Here is a 21,796-nt window from a genome sequence, read left to right as displayed (position 1 = left end):
GGCGGCACCGCCCCCCGGGGGGGCGGTGCCGCCCCGGAGGCCGCAGCACCTGCGGGCCCCAACGGCACCGCCGGCAAGGGGACGCCGGTGACGGCGCCGCTGCCGGGGGTGCTCCTGGACGTGCGGGTTCGTCCCGGGGACCGGGTGGAAGCAGGCCAGGTGGTGGCCATCCTGGAGGCCATGAAGATGGAAAACGAGCTGGCCGCTCCCTGTACCGGCCGGGTGACCGCGGTGCCCCACACCCGGGGCCAGACGCTCAACCAGGGCGACGCCGTGGCCTGGATCGATCCCGAGGGATGAGACGCCATGGCCAGTGCTTCCCAGGCGGGGCCCCGGGAGCTGGCGCCCGGCGCGGGGGCCGGCTCGCCGGGCCCGGAAGCTGCCCAGAGCCCCTGGGACGGCGGCAAGGAGGCCTGGCGGCGGCGGCTCCGGGAGGCGTGGCGGGCCTGGTCCCGCACGGAGCGCGGCCCCGTGTCGGCGGCCATCTGCACCCGCCTCCAGGCCCTCTTGCTGGGACAGGAGCCCTGGCCCGCGGCCGGTGCGGGCGGCGCCCTGCGGCGGCCGGCCCTCGCCGCTCTCATGCTGTACGCGCCCCTGGCGACGGAGGTCGATGTAACGCCCCTCCTGACGTGGGCGCGCCGCCAGGGGCTGGCGGTGCTCCTGCCGCGGGTCGACCCCGCCCGCCAGGTCATGGAGGCGCGGCAGGTGAGCAGCTGGGATGACACCGAGGTGGGGCCGTGGGGACTCCGCCAGCCCCGGGCCCGCTGCCCTGCTCAGCCGGTGGACGGGAGCACCCTGATCGTGGTGCCGGGCCTGGGCTTCGACCGCCAGGGCTGGCGCCTGGGCCGCGGCGGCGGGTTCTATGACCGGTTCCTCGACCGCCACCCGGCCGCCTGGCGCGCAGGCGTGGTGCCCTCGGCGATGCTGCTGGCCTCCGTGCCACGGGACGAGCACGACCGGCGCATGGACCTGGTGGTCAGCGAGGCCGGCGTGCTGGGGCCGTGGTGGGGCATCCGCTGAAGGAACCGGCTCGAGCAGGCGGGCGCGCGTTCGCGTGGCGGGCCTGCCGGTGGCCGCCCGAAGCCTGTGGCCACCCGCCCGCGAAGGGTCCCGAGCCCGGCGTTGCGGTCGGCGGCCGGGCCCGGCCGCTGGACGGGCCGGCGGCCTGGTGCGTGCGGGCGGCACCGGGCGGAGACGCTGCCGGCAGGTGGGGCTCCCGGCCCGGGGCCGGACGGTTGACGCTGCCGGCGGCCGCCTGTAGAATGGGGTTTGTCGGCGGGGCGGTAGCTCAGTTGGGAGAGCGCTGCGTTCGCATCGCAGAGGTCGTGGGTTCGAGTCCCATCCGCTCCACCACCGCCCGTCAACGCGCCGCATCCTGACGCGCCGCAGGGATGCGGCGCGTTTCGCTTTTCTTCGACAAGATGGCGGTTCCGCGAAAGGCGCCGGTGCGTCCCACCGGCGCCTTTCGCCATGTTGCGGCGCGCCTGCCGAAGACCGGCGGTTGTTGCGGCGCGCGCCCGTCGCCACCCGTCAAAAAATTGGGACCACCGGGGGCAGGAGTTGTCCCGCGTGCCCCGAATACACGGGACCAGTGGTTCAAAGTGGAGTAAAGTGGGGGACAGTGGAGGCCCGGCCCGGTAGGCGGGGCCCCCGGTGGAGAGAGCGCCGGCACCGGCGGCGGGGGAACGGCGGGAAGCGAGGCGCCCGGGCATGCTCATCGGCGAGTACCGCCACACGGTGGACGACAAGGGGCGCCTGTTCGTCCCCGCCCGGTTGCGGGACGAGCTGGGCGAGCCCCTGGTCATGACCCGTGGCCTCGACCAGTGCCTGTTCGTCTTTCCCCCCGCGGAGTGGCGGAACCTGGAGGCCAAGCTGCGGGCTTTGCCCCTTGCCCAGTCCAGCGCCCGCGCCTTCGTCCGGATGCTGCTCTCGGGTGCCTGCGAGTGCGTGCCGGACAAGCAGGGCCGCATCCTCTTGCCCCAGACGCTGCGCGAGTACGCCGGCATCGACCGGGAGGCGGTGCTGATCGGCGTGGGCAACCGGATGGAGATCTGGTCCGCGGAGCGCTGGACACGCTACGTGGAAGAGGCGTCGGAGGCCTACTCCCGGATCGCCGAGCAGATCGTCGACCTGGGGATCTGACGGGGGTCCGGGAGGGCCGGCGGGGAGTCACCACGATGGCCAGCGCGCGGCACGACAACCAGCGAGGCGGCCTGACCGAACCCGGCGAGCCGGTCTCTCCGGCCGGACCGGGGGCCGGTGACGGCACCCCTGCGCAAGCTTCCGGGACCGCTGCCGGGACGCCTGCCGGGGCCCCTGGGGCCGCTTCCGGGGCCGCGGGGAGTCCTCCTGGGGCCGCCGGGACCCCGCGCCACATCCCCGTCCTGCTGGCGGAGGTCCTGGCCTACCTGCAACCGGAGCGGGGAGGCCGGTTCGTCGACGGGACGGTGGGGGCGGGCGGGCACGCCGCCGCCATCCTGGAGGCGGCGGGGGAGGCCGGGCGGTTGCTGGGCATCGACCGCGACCCGCAGGCGCTGGCCCTGGCCGCGGCGCGGCTGGCGCCCTTCGGGGACCGGGTGCGCCTGGTCCACGGCGACTTTCGCGACCTGGGCCGCCACCTGGCCGCCGCGGGCTGGAAGGCCGTGGACGGCATCCTGCTGGACCTGGGGGTTTCCTCGATGCAACTGGACGATCCGGCCCGCGGGTTCAGCTACCAGGTGGACGCGCCCCTGGACATGCGCATGGATCCGAGCCAGCCGGTGACGGCCGCGGACCTGGTGAACACCGCCAGCCGTGACCAGCTGGCCCGGTGGATCGCCGAGTACGGGGAAGAGCGCTGGGCCGGCCGCATCGCCGACTTCATCGTGGCGGCGCGCCAGCGCCGGCCCATCACCACCACCCTGCAGCTGGTGGAGGTCATCAAGGACGCCGTTCCGGCCCGGGCCCGGCGCCGGGGCGGGCACCCCGCCCGGCGAACCTTCCAGGCGCTGCGCATCGCCGTGAACAACGAGCTGGAGGGCCTGGAGGCCTTCCTTCAGGAGGCGGCGGGTTACCTGCGTCCCGGAGGACGGCTGGTCGTCATCAGCTTTCATTCGCTGGAAGACCGGGCGGTGAAACGGGCCTTCCGCGCCCTGGCCGCCCCGCAGGTGGGGGGCAAGGAGGGGGCCGCCTTCCGGATCCTCACCCGCCGGCCCGTGACCCCGGGGGACGAGGAGGAGCGCCGGAACCCGCGCGCCCGCAGCGCGAAGCTTCGGGCCCTGGAGCGTGTTGCCGGCGGTCCGGAACCCCTGGAAACGGCTCCGGACATAGACGGAAGCGGGGGCGAATAGCACTATGGTACGAGCCGGAAACACCGCTGTGGCACCGCGCTGGCCCGCGGATTCCACCGCACCCTGGCTGGACCCGGATGGGGGGCGCCCCGGGGAGCTCCCGCGCCCGTCCCGGCGCTACCGGGTGCGCCGCAGGCTGCGCCTGCGGCCCGAGGCGCGGCTGGTGGCCGCGGTGGGCACGCTGTTCCTCCTGGCCGTGCTGGTCGTCAGCCGGTATGCGGTCCTGTACGAGATGAACCGGGCCATTCTGCAGCGCCAGCAGGAGCTGGCCGCGCTCCAGCGGGCCACCGAGCGGGTGGAGATCGAGGTGGCGGGGCTGGATTCCCTGGGGCGGCTGGAGAGCGCCGCCCGCCAGCGGGGTTATGAAGAACCCGCCTCGGTGCGGGCGGTGCGGGTGCCGGCCCCGGCGGTTCAGGCGGCCGTCCCGGGGGCTCTGCCGGGGTCCCCGCAGGCAGGGGGTGAAGCCGGCTCCCGGCCCGTTCAGGAGGCGGTGATCGCGCTGGAGCCCGCCGCGGCCCCTGCCCCGTCCCAGACCTCTGCCGCCACGGCACCGGGCAACGCCACGGCGGCGGAGGCGGCTGCCCCCGCAGCCACGGCCGGATCGTCCGGCACGGTGGGCGCCCCGGATGCCGGGGCCGCCCCCGCCCCCGCGGCCGCGGCGACGACCGGCCGCCCCGCGGCGGGCTGGCTGCTCGGACTCTGGCGCCACTGGCTGGGTGGGTGAAGGCGCGGGCTCGGCAGGTCAAGGGCACCGGGGATCCACTGGGGGCGGCGCTCCAGCCCGCCCGCCGGCTGCGGTCCGGCCGCCCTGGTCCGGGGCGAGGCCCGGCGGCTTTGCCTGGCGGGCGGCGTGAAGGTGCCCGGGGCGCGAAGGCGCCCGGGGCACGAAGGCTTGGTGCGAAGCAGGAGGCGGTTGGGGATGGGCCGGACGGCGCCAGGCTTTCCGGCCGTTCGTATGCCCGGGATGGGGCTGCGGCGGCGGATCCTGCTGGTCTTTCTCCTGTTCACCCTGGCGCTGGCCGTGCTGGCCGGCCGGCTGGTGACCATCCAGGTGGTCCGGGGCGAGGCGCTGCGGCAGAAGGCGCTGGACATGCGGCTCTGGCAGGTGCCCGTACAGGCCCGCCGGGGCGACATCGTCGACCGCAACGGGCGACCCCTGGCCACCAGCACCGACGTGGACACCGTCTACGTGGCGCCGGCCGAGCTGCAGGAGGCGGCCCGCAAGGGTCAGGTCGACATCGAGCAGGCCGCCCAGGAACTGGCCCGCGTGCTCCACATGGACCCCCAGGAAGTCTACGAGAAGCTGACGGTGCCCCACGCCTTCTGGTACGTCAAGCGCCGGGTCACCGATGCCGAATCCCGGGCCGTGCGCCAGCTCGACATCCCCGGCGTGCACATCACCCAGGAGGCGCGCCGGTTCTACCCCAAGGGCGAGCTGGCCGCCCACGTCCTGGGCTTTGCCGGGGTCGACAACCAGGGTCTGGAGGGCATCGAGGCCTACTACGACGGCAAGCTGTCGGGCAAGGACGGCTATATCGCCACCGAGTACGACGCCCTGGGCCGGCCCATCCGGCTGCCCACGGTCCAGGCCCGCTACGTGCGGCCGGTGCCCGGCCTGACCCTGCGCCTGACCATCGACGAGACCATCCAGTACATCGCCGAGCGGGAGCTGGAGCGGGCGGTGATCCAGCACGGGGCCAAGGGCGGGGTCATCGTGGTGATGGACCCGCGCACGGGCGGCATCCTGGCCCTGGCCTCCCGGCCCACCTACGACCCCAACCGGTTTGCCGACTTCCCCCGCCAGAGCTGGCGGACCAAGCCGGTGGCCGATGCCTTCCCGCCGGGGTCGATCTTCAAGATCATCACCGGCTCGGCGGCCGTGGACGCGGGTAAGGTCACCCCCGACACCATCGTGGACGATCCCGGCTTCCTCACCGTGGGCGGTGAGACGATCTCCAACTGGAACCAGGCGGGCCTGGGGTCCGTGCCCTTTCGCGAGGGGTTCGCCCACTCGTCGAACGTGGTGTTCGGCAAGATGGCCCTGGCCCTGGGCAAGCCGCTCTTTTACCAGTACCTGGACCGGTTCCACATCGGCCGGCTGACGGGGATCGACCTGCCCGGCGAGGCCACGGGCATCGTGCCGCCCATGGACCGGGCGTCACCCCTGGACCTGGCCATCATGGGCTTCGGCCAGACCCTGACCACCACCCCCATCCAGATGGCGGCGGCGGTGGCCGCGGTGGCCAACGATGGGATGTGGCAGACACCCCACCTGGCCCAGGCGTGGCTGGATCCCGAGGGGCAGGTGGTGGAGGAGGTCCAGCCCGCCGAGCGGCGCCAAGTGATCAAACCCGAGACGGCCCGTACCATCCGCGAGCTGATGCGCGGGGTGGTGGAACAGGGCACCGGCAGCCGGGCCCGGATTCCCGGTTACGACGTGGGCGGCAAGACGGGCACAGCCAACAAGGTGGAGAAGGGCCGGGTGGTGCAGAAGTACATCGGCTCCTTCGCGGGCCTGGTGCCGGTGGAGGAACCGCGCCTGGCCATCGTGGTGTCCATCGACGAGCCGTCGGGCATCTACTACGGCGGCTACGTGGCGGCCCCGGTCTTCCAGGCGGTAGCCCGGGACGTGCTGCGCTATCTGGGCGTGCCCCCCACCCGGGAGGAACGGGCCGACCCCAAGCGCCTGCGGCAGGTGCCCAACCTGATGAACCTGACCCGCCAGGAAGCCCGCCAGCGGGCCCAGGCGGCCGGTTTCGAGGTGACCTTCGAGGGCGGCGGCCCGCGGGTGGTGGGCCAGTTCCCCGCCGCCGGTGCGCAATTGGAACAGGGCAGCACGATCATCCTCTATACCGAGGCGGCCTTCCGGCAGGATGAGGAAGGCCGGGTGACGGTGCCCGACCTGCGCGGGCTCGACTATGCGGCCGCCGCCGAGCGGCTGGCGGCGGCGGGCCTGCAGATGGAGGTGCGGGGGGACCGGGAGGGCGTGGTGGCGGGCCAGCAGCCGGCGGCCGGCACCCGGGTTCCCATCGGGTCGGTGGTGACGGTGATCTTCCGGTCACCGGCATCGCGGTAGAACGGGGCCCGCGGGCCGGCAGGCGGCGGGCGGCGCGCCCCGGGCCTGCAGAGTGCCCGCCGGCCGGAGGACCGGGCCGGTCCCCGCAACAGGCCAAAGGATCCCGGCCAAGTCGTCGCACCGACCGGCTCCCGGCCGGTCCCCGGCGGGCCACGGGGCCCGGTCCGGTCGCGGCAGGCCAGCGGGCCCCGGCCGGTCCCCGGCAGGCCACCGGGGTGTCATGGCCAGGGAGAGCTGTTATACTTCGGTCCGGCCCCCAAGGGGCGCATGCCCGCGGCCGCGCCGCCCGGGTGCACCCGCCCCGGGCCGGCGGCCGCGGGACCGGGGCGGGTGGCCCCCCGCAGGCCAGGCGGGGCACGGGGGCCCGGGCCGCCGGTGCCGGGCCCCTCGGGGGCGGCTCGCCCGCCGGTTCGACCGCAGGCAGCGAGCCTTCAAACCGCAGGGTAAGGAGACGGGCCCATGGTGAACCTCCAAGACCTGATCGCCGTGCTGCCCGACAAGACCGTGACCGGTCCCGCCGGCCGGCCGATCCAGGGCATCACCTACGACTCCCGGCGCGTCGAGCCGGGATTCCTGTTCGTGGCCATCCGCGGCCTGCGCTACGACGGCCACTCCTTCATCGCCGAGGCCGTGGCGCGGGGAGCCGCCGCGGTGGTGGGCGAGCGCCCCCTGGCGCTGGAGGGCGTGCCCTACGTCCAGGTCCCCTCCAGCCGCCTGGCCCTGGGTCTCCTGGCCTCGGCCTTCTACGGCCACCCCAGCGCCAGCCTGGTCATGGTGGGGGTCACGGGGACCAACGGCAAGACGACCACCACCCACCTGATCCGCTGGGTGCTGGAAGCGGGCGGCCACCCCACGGGCCTCATCGGCACGGTGCACAACATCATCGCCGGCCGCTCCCTGCCGGTGGAACGCACCACCCCCGAGGCGGCGGACCTGCAGAAGCTGCTGGCCGCCATGCGGGACGAGGGGATGACCCACGCGGTGATGGAGGTCTCGTCCCACGCCCTGGCGCTGCAGCGGGTGGCGGGGTGCGCCTTCGATGTCGGCGTTTTCACGAACCTCACCCAGGACCACCTGGATTTCCATGCCTCCATGGAGGACTACGCGGCCGCCAAGGCCCGCCTGTTCTCGCGCCTGGGCCGCAACGAGATCCCGGGCACCACCAAGCCCGGTCCCAAGGCGGCGGTGATCAACGCCGACGACCCCTGGGGCGAGTTCATGGCGGCCCGCAGCAACGCGCCGGTGGTCACCTACGGGCTGAACAGGCCGGCGGACATCACGGCCCGCCAGGTGGAGGTCGAACCCGGCGGGATCCGCTTCATCCTGGTGAGCCCCAAGGGGGAGGCCCCGGTCCGGCTGCGCCTGACCGGCCGGTTCAACGTGTACAACGCCCTGGCCGCGGCCGGTGCCGGTCTGGCCCTGGGGCTGGATCCGGCCACGGTGGCCCGGGGCCTGGAGAGCCTCCAGGCGGTTCCGGGGCGCCTGGAGCGCATCGACCGCGGCCAGCCCTTCGCGGTCATCGTGGACTACGCCCACACGCCCGACGGGCTCGATAATGTGCTCCGGAGCGTGCGCGAGCTGGCCGGCCAGGGCCGGGTCATCTGCGTCTTCGGCTGCGGCGGCGACCGCGACCGGGGCAAGCGGCCCCAGATGGGTGCCATCAGCGCCAGGCTGGCCGACTACACCGTGCTGACCTCCGACAACCCGCGCAGCGAAGACCCGGAGGCGATCCTGGACGACATTGAGGCCGGGGTCCGGCGGGTGCCGGGCGCGGCCTACGAGCGGGTGACGGACCGGGCAGCGGCCATCCGGCGGGCCCTGGAGCTGGCCCGGCCCGGCGACGTGGTGGTCATCGCGGGCAAGGGGCACGAGGACTACCAGATCTTCGCCGACCGGACCATCCACTTCGACGACCGGGAGGTGGCGGCGGAAGCCCTGGCCGCCCTGGGTTACCGGGGCTGAGGCGGGTCCACGGAGGGGGTGAGGGCATGCGGCTCGCCATGGCGGAGGTCGCGGAGGCCACCGGCGGGCGCCTGGTGGCCGGCGACGGCGGCGTGACCGTGGCCGGCGGTGCAGTCGACAGCCGGCGGGTCGAGGCGGGGAACCTGTTCTTCGCGCTGCCGGGACAGCGGGTCGACGGGCACCAGTTCGTCGGGCAGGCGCTGGCGGCGGGGGCCCGGGGAGCGGTGATCGCCCGCCCCCTGGCGGAGGTGCTGCCCGGCGGGCCTCCGCCGGGCACGGCGGTGGTGGAGGTGGCCGATACCCGCCAGGCCCTGGCCAGCCTGGCCCGCTGGGTGCGCCGCCGGCGGCCCGGCCTGCGGGTGGTGGGGATCACGGGCAGCGTGGGCAAGACCACCACCAAGGAAATGACCGCCGCGGTCCTGGAGCAGCGTTTCGCCGTGCTGAAGACGGCGGGCAACTACAACACGGACATCGGCCTGCCCCTCATCCTGCTGGACCTGGAGGACCACCACCAGGTGGCGGTGCTGGAGATGGCCATGCGGGGGCTCGGGGAGATCGCCCGGCTGGCCTCCATTGCCGAGCCCGACATCGGCGTGGTGACGGTGGTGGCCGAATCCCACCTGGAGTTCCTCGGCAGCCTGGAGAAGATCGCCCAGGCCAAGGGCGAGCTGGTGGAGGCGCTGCCTGCGGATGGCGTGGCGATCCTCAATGCCGGCGACCCCCGGGTGCGGGCCATGGCCGCCCGGACCCGGGCCCGAGTGCTCACCTTCGGGGTCGAGGGCGGCGCCGACGTGAGGGCGGTGGCGGTGGAGAGCCGGGGTCCCGGCACCCGGTTCCGGCTGGAGATCCCGGGTGGCGACGCCGCCACCGTCGAACTGGCCCTGCCGGGGCCAGCGGCCGTGACCTGTGCCCTGGCGGCAGCGGCGGTGGGCGTGGTGCTGGGGCTGGATGCGGACGCCATCGCGGCGGGCCTGGGCCGGGCGCGGCCCGCGTCCCTGCGCAGCGAGATCCGGCAGGCCGGTTCGTGGACCCTCTTCATCGATTGTTATAATGCCTCGCCGACCTCGACGGCTGCGGCCCTGCAAGCCTTGCGGCAGGTCGCCGGGGACCGGCGGGCGGTGGCCATCCTGGGCGACATGTTCGAACTGGGGGACTGGGCGGAAGAGGGGCATCGCCGGACGGGACAGGCGGCCGCCCGCAGCGTCGATGTGCTGCTGGCCGTAGGCCGCTGGGCGCCGGCCCTGGTGGAAGGCTGGCGCCAGGCCGGCGGCGCGGCCGGGGCTGCCGCGGCGTATCCGGACAAGGCGGCCCTGCTGGCGGATCTGGACCGGTGGCTCCATCCGGGCGACGCCATCCTCATCAAGGGGTCCCGGGGCATGGCCATGGAAGAGGTGGCCGGCGCCCTGTTGGCCCGGGCGGGTGCTGCCGGTTCCGCCCCCGGGGCGGAGGGATGAGGCGAAGGCTGGAACGGAAAGGAACGGGCCTTTCATGACGATGGATCTCTGGCCGGTGCCGGTCCTGGCCCGGCTGGGCCTGGCGGCGGTGCTGTCGGCGGGGATGGCCCTGGTGCTGGGGCCGGTGGTCATCCCCTGGCTGGAACGGTTGCGCTTCGGGCAGACGGTGCGCGAGCAGGGACCGGCCCGGCACCGGGTCAAGCAGGGCACGCCCACCATGGGCGGGGTGATCTTCCTGGTCCCGGCCCTGCTGGTGACGGGCTGGCTGGCACCGCCCACCCCTGCCACCCTCCTGGTGCTGGGTGTGACCCTGGCCTTTGGTGCCGTGGGCCTGGTCGACGACTATCTCAAGGTCGCCCTGCGGCGTTCCCTGGGGCTGCGGGCGCGGGCCAAGCTGTTCTGGCAGGTGGTCGGGGCCGCCCTGCTGGTCTACCTGGCCCAGGTGTGGCTGGGGCGGGGGACCGCGGTGTGGGTGCCGTTCGGTGCGGGCTGGTGGGATCTGGGTGCCTGGTACTACCCCCTGGCCGTGCTGGCGGTGGTGGCCAGCGCCAACGCCGTCAACGAGACCGACGGCCTGGACGGGCTGGCCGCCGGGTCCACCCTGATCGCGCTCTCGGTGTTCTTCTACGCGGCCGCCCGCTCGGGACGGTATGACCTGGCGATCTTCATCGTATCCTTGGGCGCGGCCCTGGCCGGGTTCCTCTGGTTCAACCTGCACCCGGCCCGGGTGTTCATGGGCGATACGGGGTCGCTGGCCCTGGGCGCCGCCCTGGGGGGGCTGGCCGTGCTGACGGGGACCGAGCTGGTGCTGCCGGTGGCAGGGATGCTGTTCGTGCTGGAGACCCTTTCGGTGATCGTGCAGGTGGCCAGCTTCCGGCTGACGGGCCGGCGCATCCTGCGCATGAGCCCGCTCCACCACCACTTCGAGCTCAGCGGCTGGACCGAGGCCCAGGTGGTGTATCGCTTCTGGGCCGCCGGCCTGGGCTTTGCCCTGGCGGGCTTCCTGGCCCTGGGAGGTTTTCCGGGATGAACCTGGCCGCCGGCCGCGGTCACCGGCCCGGGAGCCGCTGGGGCCTGGCGACGGCCCCCGCCGGCCGGGCACGGGAGATGGACCGGACGATCTTCGCCGTCACGGTGATCCTGCTGGCCCTGGGCATCGCCATGGTCTTCAGCGCCAGCTTCGCCAAGGCCATCGACGACGCCGGCGATCCCTTCTATTTCTTGAAGAGGCAGCTGCTCTGGGCGCTGATCGGGGTGCCGGTGATGTGGGCCTTCTCCCACATCGAGTACGGCTACTGGCGGCAACTGGCCCGCCCGGCCCTGTACAGCACCGTGCTGTTCCTGGTGGCGGTGCTGCTGGTGGGCGCCGCGCGGGGCGGCGCCGAGCGGTGGATCGACTTCGGCTTTTTCAGCTTCCAGCCCTCGGAATGGGCGAAGTTTGCGCTGTGCATCTTCTTTGCTGACTATTTCGCCCGCACCGGGTCGCGGGTGCAGGACTTCTGGCGCGGGCTCGGCCCGTGGCTCCTGGTGGTCGGCCTGGTGGCGGGGCTGATCATGCTCCAGCCCGACCTGGGCACCACCCTGGCCATCGGGGGCATGGCGGTGCTGATGGCCTTCCTGGCGGGAGCCCGCCTGGGGCACCTTGTGGGGCTGGCCGCGGCGGCCGTTCCTTTGCTGATCGTGGCCGTGACCCAGTCGGAGTACCGCTGGAAGCGCATCACCGCCTTCATCGACCCCTGGGCCGACCCCCAGGGCACCGGTTACCACCTGATCCAGGGCCTTCTGGCCCTGGGCTCGGGCGGCTGGTTCGGGCTCGGCTTCGGCCTCAGCCGGCAGAAGATCTGGTACCTGCCCGAGCAGCACACCGACTTCATCTTCGCCGTCCTGGGGGAGGAACTGGGCCTCTTGGGCACCCTGACGGTGCTGGCCCTCTACGCGGTGCTGATCTGGCGCGGGTTCCGTACCGCGGCCACGGCGCCCGACACCTTCGGCGCCCTGCTGGCGGCCGGCATCACCTCGATCATCGCCATCCAGGTGGTGGTGAACGTGGGGGTGGTGACGGCCACGCTGCCCATCACCGGGATCACCCTGCCGCTGCTGAGCTACGGAGGTTCGTCCCTGGTGGTGACCCTGGCGGCCATCGGCATCCTGATCAACATTTCCCGGCATTGCCCGCCGTAGCGCTCGGGGCCTGGTGCCTGGGCCCGCGTCCACGGGGCGGGACCCGGCGGGACCGGCAAGAACGGGGCGGGACCGCCGCGCCCTGGTGACGGGCCGGTGCATGCGCCCAGGACGCACCGGGCGGGCCAGGGGGATTGGGGGAAGCAGGCTTGCGCGTGCTTCTGACAGGGGGAGGAACGGGGGGCCACATCTATCCGGCCCTGGCCATCGCCGCCGAGCTGAAGCGGCGGGTGCCCGGCTGCGAGATGCTCTATGTCGGCACCCGCGAGGGCCTGGAAAGCCGCATCGTGCCCCGGGCAGGCCTGCCCTTCGTCACCGTCAGTGCCCGCGGGCTCATGCGCAAGGGCCCGCGGGAGGTGCTGGCCGGGATCCTGTCCCTCACCCGGGGCCTCTGGCAGGCCGACCGCATCGTGGCCCGCTTCCGGCCCGACGTGCTGGTGGGCACCGGCGGGTACGTGGCCGCGCCCGTGGCCCTGGCGGCGGTGCGCAGGGGGGTCCCCCTGGTGATCCAGGAGCAGAACGCCGTGCCCGGGGCGACGAACCGGCTCCTGGCGCGGTGGGCGCAGGCCGTCTGCGTTCCCTTTGCGGAGGCGGGCCGGTTCTTCCCCGAGGGAGCCCGGGTGGTGGTGACGGGCAACCCCGTGCGGCCGGAGATCCTCTCCGCCCGGCGGGACGAGGCCCGGGCCCGGCTGGGGCTGGACGGATCGGAGCCCGTGGTGCTGGTGACGGGCGGAAGCCGCGGCGCCGAACGGATCAACGCCGCGGCCCTGGAGCTGGCCGTGGCCGTGGCGGGTTGGGCCCGCGGCGTGCTGCTGTGGGCCTGCGGCGAGCGCTACCACGGGGAGATGGCCACCGGCCTGGCCCGGCGGCTGGCGGAGGCCGGGCGCGATCCGGGGCCGCGGGTGCGGCTCTTCCCCTACATCGACGACATGCCCACGGCCTACGCGGCGGCGGACCTGTACATCGGACGGGCGGGGGCCACCACCCTGGCGGAGATCACGGCGCGCGGCCTGCCCGCGGTGCTGATCCCCTCGCCCCACGTGGCCCACCACGAGCAGGACGCCAACGCCCGGGTGCTGGAGCAGGCAGGGGCGGCGGTGGTGATCGCCGACGCCGAGCTGACGGGAGCCCGGCTGGTGGACGTGGTGACCGGACTCCTCGGAGCACCCGAGCGCCTGGCCGCCATGGCGCGGGCCAGCCGCCAGCTGGGGCGGCCTGATGCCACGGCGGCCATCGCCGACCGGGTGCTGGCGGCGGCGGGCGTGCCGGTCGCCGCCGGGGGGAGCTAGGGCCCGGGCGGCGGGTGCCGGGGCCGTGGGCGCCGGCCGTGCCCGCCCGGCAGGGGGCACCCGCCGTACGGCCAAAACGTACATAGGGTGTGAAGCGGCGGAAACGTGGAGGGGCGGGAAGACCGGGGGCGGAGGGTGGCACCCCGGCAACCTGGTCGGGCGAGAAAGCGCCCCAGAGGATCGCCCCCAAGGGCCGGTCGTACGCCGGCAGAGGGGCTCGGCCGCGGGGACCTGCGGCGCCGGGGACGCCTTTCCCAGGCGCCTGCGGGCCGGCCGGGGGGCAAGGGACCGCACGTTGGCATGACGGGAAGGCGCCGGCACGCCGCCGGCGACAGGGGTCGATGGCGGTGGATCGGGAGGCCATGGCAAGGGAGCTGCAGGGCTTGGTCCAGGGCGCGGTGCGGGTTGCCGAGCCCCTGGCCCGCTACACCACCTTTCGCATCGGCGGGCCGGCGGAGCTCCTGGTGGAACCGGCAGCCGAGGACGACCTGGCGCGGACCTTGACCTGGGCCCGGGAGCGCGGGCTGCCCGTCACCCTGCTGGGCGGGGGGAGCAACGTGCTGGTGCCCGATGAGGGGTTGCCGGGGGTTGTGGTGCGGATCGGGCTGGACGGCATCCGCTGGGAGCCGCCCGATCCGCAGGGCCGCCGCGGGGTGGTGGTGGGGGCCGGCACGGTGCTGGCCCGCCTGGTGCACGAGGCGGCCCGGCGGGGCTTCCGGGGACTGGAGCCCTGCGCAGGGATCCCCGGCACCGTGGGCGGTGCCCTGGTGATGAACGCGGGCACCCGCCACGGCAGCATCGGCCAGGTGGTGGACTGGGTCCGGGTGGTCGAACCCGCCGGCCGGGTGGCCCGGTGGTCCCGGGAGGAATGCGGTTTCGCCTACCGGTCCAGCCGCATGCAGAAGGAGGCCGTGCCGGTGGTGGCCGCCCGGCTCGTCCTGGAGCCGGGCGACCCCCGGGTGATCCTGGAGGAGATCCGCCGCCACACCGCCTACCGCCAGCGGACCCAGCCCCTGCGCTACCCCAACTGCGGCAGCGTGTTCAAGAACCCGCCGGGGGACGCCTCGGGGCGCCTGATCGAGGCCTGCGGGCTCAAGGGGCTGCGGCACGGCCAGGCCCAGATCAGCGAGCAGCATGCCAACTTCATCATCAACCTGGGCGGTGCCCGGGCCGAGGACGTGCTGGCGCTGATGACCACCGCCTGGCGCTGCGTGCGCGACCGGTTCGGCATCACGCTGGAGCCGGAGGTGCGCCTGCTGGGATCGCTGGCCCGCCGCTGGCCACCCGAGGCACCCGAACGGGATGCCGCTTCCGGGGCCACGGAACCGGCCTGAGGCCCCGGGGCCGGGCGGGGGAGAACGGGGGAGACCGCAGGTGCTGGGCGAAGGGACAAGCCTCTGGGCACGGGAGATGCGGCAAAGGCGGCTGCGGGTGCGGCGCGTGGCGCTGCTGGCCGTGCTGGCGGCAGCACTGCTGGGGCTCTACCTCTTCATGCGCTCGCCCTACTTCGCCCTGGACCACCTGCGGATCCGCGGCTACCAGCGGCTGGATCCGGTCACCATCCGCGACTGGGCCGGCATTCCCCCCGGCACCCTGATCTGGCGGGTCGATCCCGGCGCCGTGGCCCGGCGCCTCGAAGCCCACCCGCGGGTGGCGGGCGCGGAGGTACGGCGGGAGTGGCCCCGGGGGCTTGTCATCGAGATCCAGGAACGGCCCGCCGTGGCCGTGCTGGTCGACCCGGCGGGCCGGCACTGGGCCGAGCTGGACGCCCAGGGCCGCATCCTCGGCGCCGGCCGGGGCACGCCCGCTCCGCCGGCGGCGGTGGAGGCGGGCGCCACCCCGGCGGCCGGGGACGGGAAGGGGGGCACGGGCGAGGGAGAGGCCGGCTCCCAGCCCGGTGCACCCCTTCCCCTCCTGACGTGGGCGGAAGAAGGCGGGGCGGGCGGCGCCGGGGTGGCGCCCCTGCACCTGGAAACCCCTCTGGTCTGGGAGCCGGGCCGGTTCGTCCCCGCACCCCTGACCCAGGCCGCCGGCGTGGCCGCGGTGCTGGCCCAGGCCGGCCTGCCGGACCCGCCCCGGCGGCTGGTGGTGGGGCAGGGGCCCGTCCTGGTGATCCAGTTGTCCAGCGGGATCCCCGTGCGCTGGGGCATGCTGGATGGCGAGGTGGTTCCCAGGGTCCGGGCGCTGGCGGCGGCCCTGGTGGCCCTGCAGGGGGAGGCCGGGCCGGAGGCTCCGGCTTACATCGACGTGACCGATCCCGACCGGCCCGTTCTGGGGCCACGCCGGGCGGACCCCGGTGACTGACCCGGCGGGCGGCCGGCAGGGAACCGGGCGGCTCTGTGGAACTCAAGCTAGAAGTTTGTCCCGCGGTTCAACCGAACGAGGCATCGCAACGATATAGGGATCGAAGAACCCTTGTCCCGGGATCGCAAACCCCAGGGGGACCGGGCGATCCGGGAGGGTGCCGGCCCACCGGCACCGGGGAGGTTTGGAACGTGCTTGAGTTTGATATGGAAAACCAGCCCTTTGCCGTGATCAAGGTGGTGGGGGTCGGGGGTGGGGGCAACAACGCGGTCAACCGCATGATCGAAGCGGGCCTGCGGGGCGTGGAGTTCCTGGCGGTGAACACCGACGCCCAGGCCCTTTCCGCATCCCTGGCCTCGGAGAAGATCCAGATCGGCCGCCAGGTCACCCGCGGCCTGGGTGCCGGTGCCGATCCGGAGATCGGCCAGAAGGCGGCGGAAGAGAGCCGCGAGGAGATCAAGGAGCGCCTCAAGGGCGCCGACATGGTCTTCATCACGGCCGGCATGGGCGGCGGCACGGGCACCGGCGCTTCTCCCGTCATCGCGGAGATCGCCACGGAGGTCGGCGCCTTGACGGTGGGCGTGGTCACGCGGCCCTTCTCCTTCGAGGGGCGCAAGCGGGCGGCCCAGGCGGAGATGGGGATCAACAACCTCAAGGCCAAGGTGGACACCCTGATCACCATCCCCAACGACCGCCTCCTGCAGGTGGTCGACAAGAAGACCTCCATCCTCCAGGCCTTCCGGGTGGCCGACGACGTGCTCCGCCAGGGCGTGCAGGGCATCTCGGACCTGATCGCGGTGCCGGGGCTCATCAACCTGGACTTCGCCGACGTCCGCACCATCATGATGAACACGGGCTCCGCCCTGATGGGGATCGGCGTGGGGCGGGGCGAGACCCGGGCCGTGGACGCGGCCCGGGCGGCCATCTCCAGCCCCCTCCTGGAGGCGTCCATCGAGGGCGCCAAGGGCGTGCTGCTGAGCATCACCGGCGGCACCGACCTGGGCCTGTACGAGGTCAACGAGGCCGCGGAGATCATCGCCCAGGCGGCCGATCCCGACGCCAACATCATCTTCGGCGCGGTGATCGACGAGAACCTGGAGGACGAGATCCGGGTGACGGTCATCGCGACGGGGTTCGACCCCAAACCCGCAACGCCCGGGCCCGAACTGGACGACCTGCCCATCAAGCCCTTCACCGGGGACGACCTGGACATCCCCCACTTCCTGCGCCGCCGGCCGCGGCCGGCCCGCTGAACCGGGACGCGGCCACATCTCGACATGTTTCCCAGTCCACGGGGCGTATAATCAGACCGCCGGCAGCGGGGCTGCCGGCGGTCTTCGCCTCCAGGGCGGCTTGCCGCCCCGCCCGGGGCCCGTTCTACCGCCCGGGGGACCGGCATAGGCATGCCATTGTGGCGATGCGCAGCGGGGGCGAGGCGGGTGCCGTACGTCTACCTGGACCTGTTCGTCCTGGTCAACGCGGTGGTCGACTACGCCCTCCTGGCCGCCACGGCCCAGGCCACCCAGGCCCGCACCAGCCGCGGGCGCCTCGCGCTGGCCACGGCCTGGGGGACGGCCTTCGCCTGTGCCGTGACCCTGCTGCCCCCCGGTCCCTGGCGCAGCCTGCCCGCGGTGCTGCTGGCCTCGGTCCTGATGCTGCTGCTGGCCTTCTGGCCCGTTACGCCCCGGCGCCTGCTGGCCCTGGCCGCCTGGTTCTACGGCCTGGCGTGCTTCGTGGCCGGAGGCGCCCTGGCCGTGCTCTCGCTGGCGGCGGGCGGCGACGGGCCGGGGACGGTTCCCCGGGTGTCGCCCGCCCTGGCCCTGGTGCCGGCGGTAGGGGCCGCCGTGGCGGCCGGCCGGTTCTTCTGGCAGGCCTGGCGCCGGCGGTCCCTGCCGGGACCGCTGTACGTCACCCTGCGGGTGGCCTGCGAAGGGCGCTGGCTGGACCTGCCCGCCCTGGTGGACACGGGCAACCAGCTGCGGGACCCTCTGACGGGCCTGCCGGTGGTGGTGGTGGAAGAACAGGCCGTGGCGCCCCTGCTGCCCCCGGTCCTGCGGCAGGCGGTGGCGGCCGGGGACGACATCGCCGCCTGGGCCCGGGCGGCCGCCGGTGCGGGCTGGGCGGAGCGGCTGCGCATCGTGCCCTTTGCCTCCATCGGCCGGGAGCGGGGCTTTCTGGCCGGGTTCCGCCCCGACGCCCTCTGGCTGGCCGTGCCGGGCGGAGACGAAGACCGGCAGCGCCGGGAACGGGGCGCCGGCACCGGGCTGCCGGCAGCACCGGCCCCATCCCCGGACGGGACGCCTGCGCCGCGGCCGCCCGCGGGGGAGCCGGCCCTGGCAGGACCGGCGGCGAGCCGGCTCGCCGCCGGGACACCCGTGGAGCCCGAGCGGGATTGGGCCGCGGCCGCCACCACCGACCCGGCGGCGGGAACGCCCGGCGAGCCGGGCGGTGGCGGCGGGACGACGGCGGCGCCAGCGGCGGCGGATCACTCCGTGGAGCCCCCGCCGGGCCGGTGGCGCCCGCTGGGACCGGCGGTGGTGGCCGTCTTCCCCGGCCGCTTCACCGGGGATCAGCATTATGTGGCCCTTCTGCCCATCGCGTTGCTGGAGGCCCCGCCCGCCGGCCGGCAGGCGGCGGCGCGGGTGTCCTAGACCTGTCGGGAGGGAGGACCGGCCAGAGATGCGGCATCAGTGGCTCCGGTTGAAGTGGTCCGTGCGGCTGGCCATCCTGCGCTGGCTGTTGCGCAGCGGTGCGGCGTGGCTGCCCGTGCACTACATCGGCGGCAGCCAGGCCCTGCCGCCGCCGCTGACGGCCGACGAGGAAGAACTGTTGCTGGACCGCCTGGACGAGGACGATCCGGCGGTTCGCCACACCCTGATCGAGCGCAACCTGCGCCTGGTGGTCTACATCGCCCGCAAGTTCGACAACACGGGTATTCCCATCGAGGATCTGGTGTCCATCGGCACCATCGGCCTGATCAAGGCCGTGAACACCTTTGATCCCTCCAAGCGGATCAAGCTGGCCACTTATGCATCGAAGTGCATCGAGAACGAGATCCTCATGCACCTGCGCCGCACCAGCCGGACCCGCTACGAGGTGTCCCTGGACGAACCGCTGAACGTGGACTGGGAAGGCAACGAACTGCTGCTTTCCGACGTGATCCCCGCCACCGACGGGGACGTGATCTACCGCGACCTGGAGGCCAAGGTGGACCGGCACCTGCTCCACCGCGCCCTGGCGCGGCTCACCCCGCGGGAGCGGCTGATCATGGAACTGCGGTTCGGCCTGGTGGACGGCATCGAGCGCACCCAGAAGCAGGTGGCCGACCATCTGGGGATCTCCCAGTCCTACATCTCCCGGCTGGAGAAACGGATCATCAACCGCCTGCGCCGGGAGATCCGCAAGATGGAGTAGCTGGGGAAAACAAGGGGCCGCCATCCGGACGGGATCCTGTTGATAATCTTTTTCAAATTGGTGACGGCGGTCACAGGCGGCCCGCCGCGGCCGGTGCATCCTGGAACCGGGAGGTGGTCCCGATGCCAGGGACACCGGCGGTCACGGTGGCGCTGTCCGGGCGGGAGATGGCCCTCCTGCGGAACGTTGCCGACTTTGCCGGTTTCGGCTGCGACATCCATGCCGTGGAGGTCGAACCGGCGGTCGAACCGCAGGAGCTGGAGGAACTGGTCGATATCCTGGATGCGGCCATGGAGGCCGGGGAGGCGCCGGTGCTGACGCGCCGGCAGCTGGAGGTGGCCTTCGGGCTGCTGGACTACCAGCAGTGGCAGTGCCCGCTGGCCACCTGGTGCGAAGTGGACGGCGCGACCCAGGACGAGCTGGACGCCTTGCGGGAGAAGATCCAGGAAGCCCTCCCTTGATCCGCGCAGTATGGTTTGCGCAAAAGCCCCGCAGCCCGTGCTGCGGGGCTTTTGCTTTCTTCCCTGCCCGGTTTGATTGCAGACTTGTCACCTCCTTGTCACCCATCGATGGCCGGTTCATCCCTGCCGTGGTGCGGACCCGCAGGTCACCGGTGCGGCCCGTTCCGGTGCGGCGGAATGGGGCTCTCCAATGCATGCTCAGCTGCGCGCCGGGGAACGTTATGACGAATGATCCGGGCGTCGCCGATGAATAACGGCTTCCAGCCACGCGCATACTCCCCGTTGCAGGACGAGCCCGGGCTGTGCGCACACAGCCTGCCGGCGAAGGCAGCGTCCGGCAGGCGGGAGGGAACCGCGTGCCCATGAGCCGCATGATCAACAAGGTGGAGATCTGCGGGGTCAATACGGCCGAACTGCCGGTGCTGTCCAACGAGCAGATGAGGGTCCTGTTTCGCCGCATGCGCGAGGGCGACGAAGAGGCCCGCCAGCAACTGGTGCAGGGCAATCTAAGGCTGGTTTTGAGCGTCATTCAACGTTTCAATCACCGGGGCGAACCGGTGGACGATCTGTTTCAGGTGGGATGCATCGGCTTGATGAAGGCCATCGACAACTTCGACCTGGAACAGAACGTCCGCTTTTCCACCTATGCCGTGCCGATGATCATCGGCGAGATTCGCCGGTACCTGCGCGACAACACCCCCATCCGGGTCAGCCGTTCCCTGCGTGACGTGGCCTACAAGGCCTTGCAGGTGCGGGACCAGCTGACCCACCGGCACGGGCGCGAACCCACCCTGGAAGAGATCGCCCAGGAGCTGGGCCAGCCGCGGGAAGAGGTGGTCCACGCCCTGGACGCCATCCAGGACCCGGTGTCGCTGTTCGAGCCCATCTACCAGGACGGCGGCGATCCCATCTTCGTGGTCGACCAGGTCAGCGACGACAAGCAGCGCGACGAGCGGTGGCTCGAGACCATCGCCGTGCGCGAGGCCATGTCGCGCCTGGATGAGCGCGAGCAGCTGATCATCACCAAGCGCTTCTACCAGGGCAAGACCCAGATGGAGGTGGCCAACGAGATCGGGATCTCCCAGGCGCAGGTGTCGCGCCTGGAAAAGGCCGCCCTGCAGCGGATGCGCAAGTACATGTGAAAGGGCGAGGGGCATGGGCTTTGGAGACTGGCTGAATCCGCCGGCCGGGGGCCGGGGATCCGGGCCGGCGGGCGAGGGTGGGCCCGGTGTCCATGGCTGCATCGTCGTGCCGGCCGGCGGCGGTATGGTGATGGCAACCCTCCGGTGCACATGGGGGCGCTGGCTGAGGGTGCTGGGATGGCTGGCCCTGGCCACGGTGGTGGCCGCCGGCCTGGGGCCCCGGCTGGCGGCGCACGGGCCCGCGGGGGCAAGTCCTGCCCGGCCCGCCGGGGTTGCAACGCCGGTCGGGGCGGCCGCCTCCATGGCGGCGGCACCCGCGCAACCTGTGCCGCCCATCCTGAGGCTGCACATCGTTGCCAACAGCGACGATCCCGAGGATCAGGCCGTCAAGCTCCAGGTGCGGGATGCGCTGCTTCCCGTTCTGGCTCAGGTGGTGGCGGGAGCCACCACCCCGGACGATGCCCTGGCCCGGGTGGACCGGCAGGCGGAACGGCTTGAGGCGCGGGCCGAGGCCGTCTTGCGGTCGGCGGGCTTCCACTACGACGCGCGGGTGGAGACGGGCCGCTTTCCGTATGCGGCGCGGCGCCTGGGCGAAACGGTCTATCCTGCGGGCGTCTATCCCGCCGTGCGGGTCGTCCTGGGCGAGGGGGCGGGGCACAACTTCTGGTGCGTCCTCTTTCCGGGGCTCTGCTGGCTGGGCGACGGCGGCTCCGCCCAAGCCGGCACCCTCGCAGGTTCGGCCCAGGATCGGGGCGGTGCCCTCCCCGCGCCGGAGGCGGTGGCCCCTGCCACACCCGGGGGTGGGGAAGGAGCCGGCGTGACGCCCGCACCGGCAGGAAGGGATGGTACGGCCGGGGTGCCACACCCTGCGGGCGGTTCGGGCGCTGCGGAGGTTGCAGGGGCCCTGGCGGCTCCCGGGGCGGCTGCACCCTCCTGGTCCCCGGTTCAGGCGGGCGGCGACGGGACGGCCTGGCAGGCGGCGCCGGCCCCGCGCTGGTTCCTCCTGGAATGGTGGCAGGCCCGCATCGGCCGCTGGTGGGCGTCCCTGGGATGGGCCCAGCGGGCCTCCGCATCCCATTAGGCTCGCCCGGGGCGCCGGTTCAAGGGACGCGCCACCTCTGCCGCACGCGCCGGCCGCCGCGGATGGCCCCCCGGTTCACCGGCCGCCAGGGGACGGCGGGACA

19 protein-coding genes and 1 tRNA gene are annotated in these 21,796 nt (G+C 73.4%); all 20 read left to right on the top strand.

Annotation, left to right across the window (positions count from 1 at the left end; translation table 11 throughout):
• Nucleotides 1-300 (top strand): acyl-CoA carboxylase biotin carboxyl carrier protein subunit (locus tag THESUDRAFT_RS14985; protein ID WP_006903943.1); only part of this gene is annotated, 300 nt, incomplete at its 5' end.
• A 6-nt stretch (nucleotides 301-306) separates the two neighbouring features.
• Nucleotides 307-1,020, top strand: a complete 714-nt coding sequence (locus tag THESUDRAFT_RS12275) for a 5-formyltetrahydrofolate cyclo-ligase (protein ID WP_006903942.1) — start codon at nucleotides 307-309, stop codon at nucleotides 1,018-1,020.
• Nucleotides 1,021-1,277: 257 nt separating this feature from the next.
• Nucleotides 1,278-1,353: transfer RNA gene (locus THESUDRAFT_RS06420), tRNA-Ala, on the top strand.
• A 357-nt stretch (nucleotides 1,354-1,710) separates the two neighbouring features.
• Nucleotides 1,711-2,142: a division/cell wall cluster transcriptional repressor MraZ gene (gene mraZ / locus THESUDRAFT_RS06415; RefSeq protein ID WP_006903941.1), complete on the top strand. Its 432-nt coding sequence runs from the start codon at nucleotides 1,711-1,713 to the stop codon at nucleotides 2,140-2,142.
• 35 nt (nucleotides 2,143-2,177) lie between these two features.
• A complete protein-coding gene (rsmH, locus tag THESUDRAFT_RS06410) occupies nucleotides 2,178-3,329 on the top strand; it encodes a 16S rRNA (cytosine(1402)-N(4))-methyltransferase RsmH (RefSeq protein ID WP_006903940.1) in 1,152 nt (383 codons plus the stop codon).
• A gap of 28 nt (nucleotides 3,330-3,357) precedes the next feature.
• Nucleotides 3,358-4,053 carry an FtsB/FtsL family cell division protein gene (locus THESUDRAFT_RS13895; protein ID WP_006903939.1) on the top strand — a complete coding sequence of 232 codons (696 nt, stop codon included), beginning with the start codon at nucleotides 3,358-3,360 and terminating at the stop codon, nucleotides 4,051-4,053.
• Nucleotides 4,054-4,248: 195 nt separating this feature from the next.
• Nucleotides 4,249-6,405, top strand: coding sequence for a penicillin-binding transpeptidase domain-containing protein (locus THESUDRAFT_RS06400; protein WP_006903938.1), 2,157 nt, complete (start codon nucleotides 4,249-4,251; stop codon nucleotides 6,403-6,405).
• Nucleotides 6,406-6,864: 459 nt separating this feature from the next.
• Nucleotides 6,865-8,367, top strand: coding sequence for a UDP-N-acetylmuramoyl-L-alanyl-D-glutamate--2,6-diaminopimelate ligase (locus tag THESUDRAFT_RS06395; protein WP_006903937.1), 1,503 nt, complete (start codon nucleotides 6,865-6,867; stop codon nucleotides 8,365-8,367).
• 26 nt (nucleotides 8,368-8,393) lie between these two features.
• Nucleotides 8,394-9,821, top strand: a complete 1,428-nt coding sequence (locus THESUDRAFT_RS06390) for a UDP-N-acetylmuramoyl-tripeptide--D-alanyl-D-alanine ligase (RefSeq protein WP_006903936.1) — start codon at nucleotides 8,394-8,396, stop codon at nucleotides 9,819-9,821.
• 34 nt (nucleotides 9,822-9,855) lie between these two features.
• Nucleotides 9,856-10,851: a phospho-N-acetylmuramoyl-pentapeptide-transferase gene (gene mraY, locus THESUDRAFT_RS06385; protein WP_006903935.1), complete on the top strand. Its 996-nt coding sequence runs from the start codon at nucleotides 9,856-9,858 to the stop codon at nucleotides 10,849-10,851.
• A complete protein-coding gene (ftsW, locus tag THESUDRAFT_RS06380; RefSeq protein WP_006903934.1) occupies nucleotides 10,848-12,002 on the top strand; it encodes a putative lipid II flippase FtsW in 1,155 nt (384 codons plus the stop codon). Before mraY ends, ftsW begins: the two co-directional genes overlap by 4 nt.
• 155 nt (nucleotides 12,003-12,157) lie before the next feature.
• A complete protein-coding gene (gene murG, locus THESUDRAFT_RS06375) occupies nucleotides 12,158-13,291 on the top strand; it encodes an undecaprenyldiphospho-muramoylpentapeptide beta-N-acetylglucosaminyltransferase (RefSeq protein ID WP_006903933.1) in 1,134 nt (377 codons plus the stop codon).
• A gap of 362 nt (nucleotides 13,292-13,653) precedes the next feature.
• Nucleotides 13,654-14,625, top strand: coding sequence for a UDP-N-acetylmuramate dehydrogenase (murB, locus tag THESUDRAFT_RS06370; protein WP_156821739.1), 972 nt, complete (start codon nucleotides 13,654-13,656; stop codon nucleotides 14,623-14,625).
• A 40-nt stretch (nucleotides 14,626-14,665) separates the two neighbouring features.
• Nucleotides 14,666-15,595: a cell division protein FtsQ/DivIB gene (locus THESUDRAFT_RS14980; RefSeq protein WP_006903931.1), complete on the top strand. Its 930-nt coding sequence runs from the start codon at nucleotides 14,666-14,668 to the stop codon at nucleotides 15,593-15,595.
• A gap of 191 nt (nucleotides 15,596-15,786) precedes the next feature.
• Nucleotides 15,787-16,848 carry a cell division protein FtsZ gene (gene ftsZ / locus THESUDRAFT_RS06360; RefSeq protein ID WP_006903930.1) on the top strand — a complete coding sequence of 354 codons (1,062 nt, stop codon included), beginning with the start codon at nucleotides 15,787-15,789 and terminating at the stop codon, nucleotides 16,846-16,848.
• 186 nt (nucleotides 16,849-17,034) lie between these two features.
• Nucleotides 17,035-18,246 carry a sigma-E processing peptidase SpoIIGA gene (locus THESUDRAFT_RS06355; RefSeq protein WP_006903929.1) on the top strand — a complete coding sequence of 404 codons (1,212 nt, stop codon included), beginning with the start codon at nucleotides 17,035-17,037 and terminating at the stop codon, nucleotides 18,244-18,246.
• 28 nt (nucleotides 18,247-18,274) lie between these two features.
• On the top strand, nucleotides 18,275-19,009 hold the full coding sequence (gene sigE, locus THESUDRAFT_RS06350) for an RNA polymerase sporulation sigma factor SigE (RefSeq protein WP_006903928.1): 735 nt from the start codon (nucleotides 18,275-18,277) through the stop codon (nucleotides 19,007-19,009).
• A gap of 122 nt (nucleotides 19,010-19,131) precedes the next feature.
• Entirely contained in the window at nucleotides 19,132-19,470 is a 339-nt protein-coding gene (locus THESUDRAFT_RS06345; RefSeq protein ID WP_006903927.1) for a hypothetical protein, read from the top strand.
• 362 nt (nucleotides 19,471-19,832) lie between these two features.
• Nucleotides 19,833-20,612, top strand: coding sequence for an RNA polymerase sporulation sigma factor SigG (gene sigG / locus THESUDRAFT_RS06340; RefSeq protein ID WP_242823362.1), 780 nt, complete (start codon nucleotides 19,833-19,835; stop codon nucleotides 20,610-20,612).
• Nucleotides 20,613-20,742: 130 nt separating this feature from the next.
• The gene (locus THESUDRAFT_RS12270; protein WP_156821738.1) at nucleotides 20,743-21,693 is read left to right on the top strand and encodes a stage II sporulation protein R; all 951 of its coding nucleotides are present in this window, start codon (nucleotides 20,743-20,745) and stop codon (nucleotides 21,691-21,693) included.
• The last annotated feature ends 103 nt before the right edge of the window (nucleotides 21,694-21,796 follow it).

Origin of the sequence: Thermaerobacter subterraneus DSM 13965 (assembly GCF_000183545.2) — a bacterium.
Classification (GTDB): Bacteria; Bacillota; Sulfobacillia; order Thermaerobacterales; family Thermaerobacteraceae; genus Thermaerobacter; species Thermaerobacter subterraneus.
This window is presented reverse-complemented; position numbering and strand designations above follow the sequence as displayed.

What these genes read in the sequence shown, in the direction of transcription:
- THESUDRAFT_RS12275 (WP_006903942.1), top strand. Translation starts at nt 307, where the DNA reads ATGGCCAGTGCTTCCCAGGCGGGGCCCCGGGAGCTGGCGCCCGGCGCG.
- mraZ (WP_006903941.1), top strand. Translation starts at nt 1,711, where the DNA reads ATGCTCATCGGCGAGTACCGCCACACGGTGGACGACAAGGGGCGCCTG.
- rsmH (WP_006903940.1), top strand. Translation starts at nt 2,178, where the DNA reads ATGGCCAGCGCGCGGCACGACAACCAGCGAGGCGGCCTGACCGAACCC.
- THESUDRAFT_RS06400 (WP_006903938.1), top strand. Translation starts at nt 4,249, where the DNA reads ATGGGCCGGACGGCGCCAGGCTTTCCGGCCGTTCGTATGCCCGGGATG.
- THESUDRAFT_RS06395 (WP_006903937.1), top strand. Translation starts at nt 6,865, where the DNA reads ATGGTGAACCTCCAAGACCTGATCGCCGTGCTGCCCGACAAGACCGTG.
- THESUDRAFT_RS06390 (WP_006903936.1), top strand. Translation starts at nt 8,394, where the DNA reads ATGCGGCTCGCCATGGCGGAGGTCGCGGAGGCCACCGGCGGGCGCCTG.
- mraY (WP_006903935.1), top strand. Translation starts at nt 9,856, where the DNA reads ATGACGATGGATCTCTGGCCGGTGCCGGTCCTGGCCCGGCTGGGCCTG.
- ftsW (WP_006903934.1), top strand. Translation starts at nt 10,848, where the DNA reads ATGAACCTGGCCGCCGGCCGCGGTCACCGGCCCGGGAGCCGCTGGGGC.
- murB (WP_156821739.1), top strand. Translation starts at nt 13,654, where the DNA reads ATGGCAAGGGAGCTGCAGGGCTTGGTCCAGGGCGCGGTGCGGGTTGCC.
- sigE (WP_006903928.1), top strand. Translation starts at nt 18,275, where the DNA reads ATGCGGCATCAGTGGCTCCGGTTGAAGTGGTCCGTGCGGCTGGCCATC.
- THESUDRAFT_RS06345 (WP_006903927.1), top strand. Translation starts at nt 19,132, where the DNA reads ATGCCAGGGACACCGGCGGTCACGGTGGCGCTGTCCGGGCGGGAGATG.
- sigG (WP_242823362.1), top strand. Translation starts at nt 19,833, where the DNA reads ATGAGCCGCATGATCAACAAGGTGGAGATCTGCGGGGTCAATACGGCC.
- THESUDRAFT_RS12270 (WP_156821738.1), top strand. Translation starts at nt 20,743, where the DNA reads ATGGCAACCCTCCGGTGCACATGGGGGCGCTGGCTGAGGGTGCTGGGA.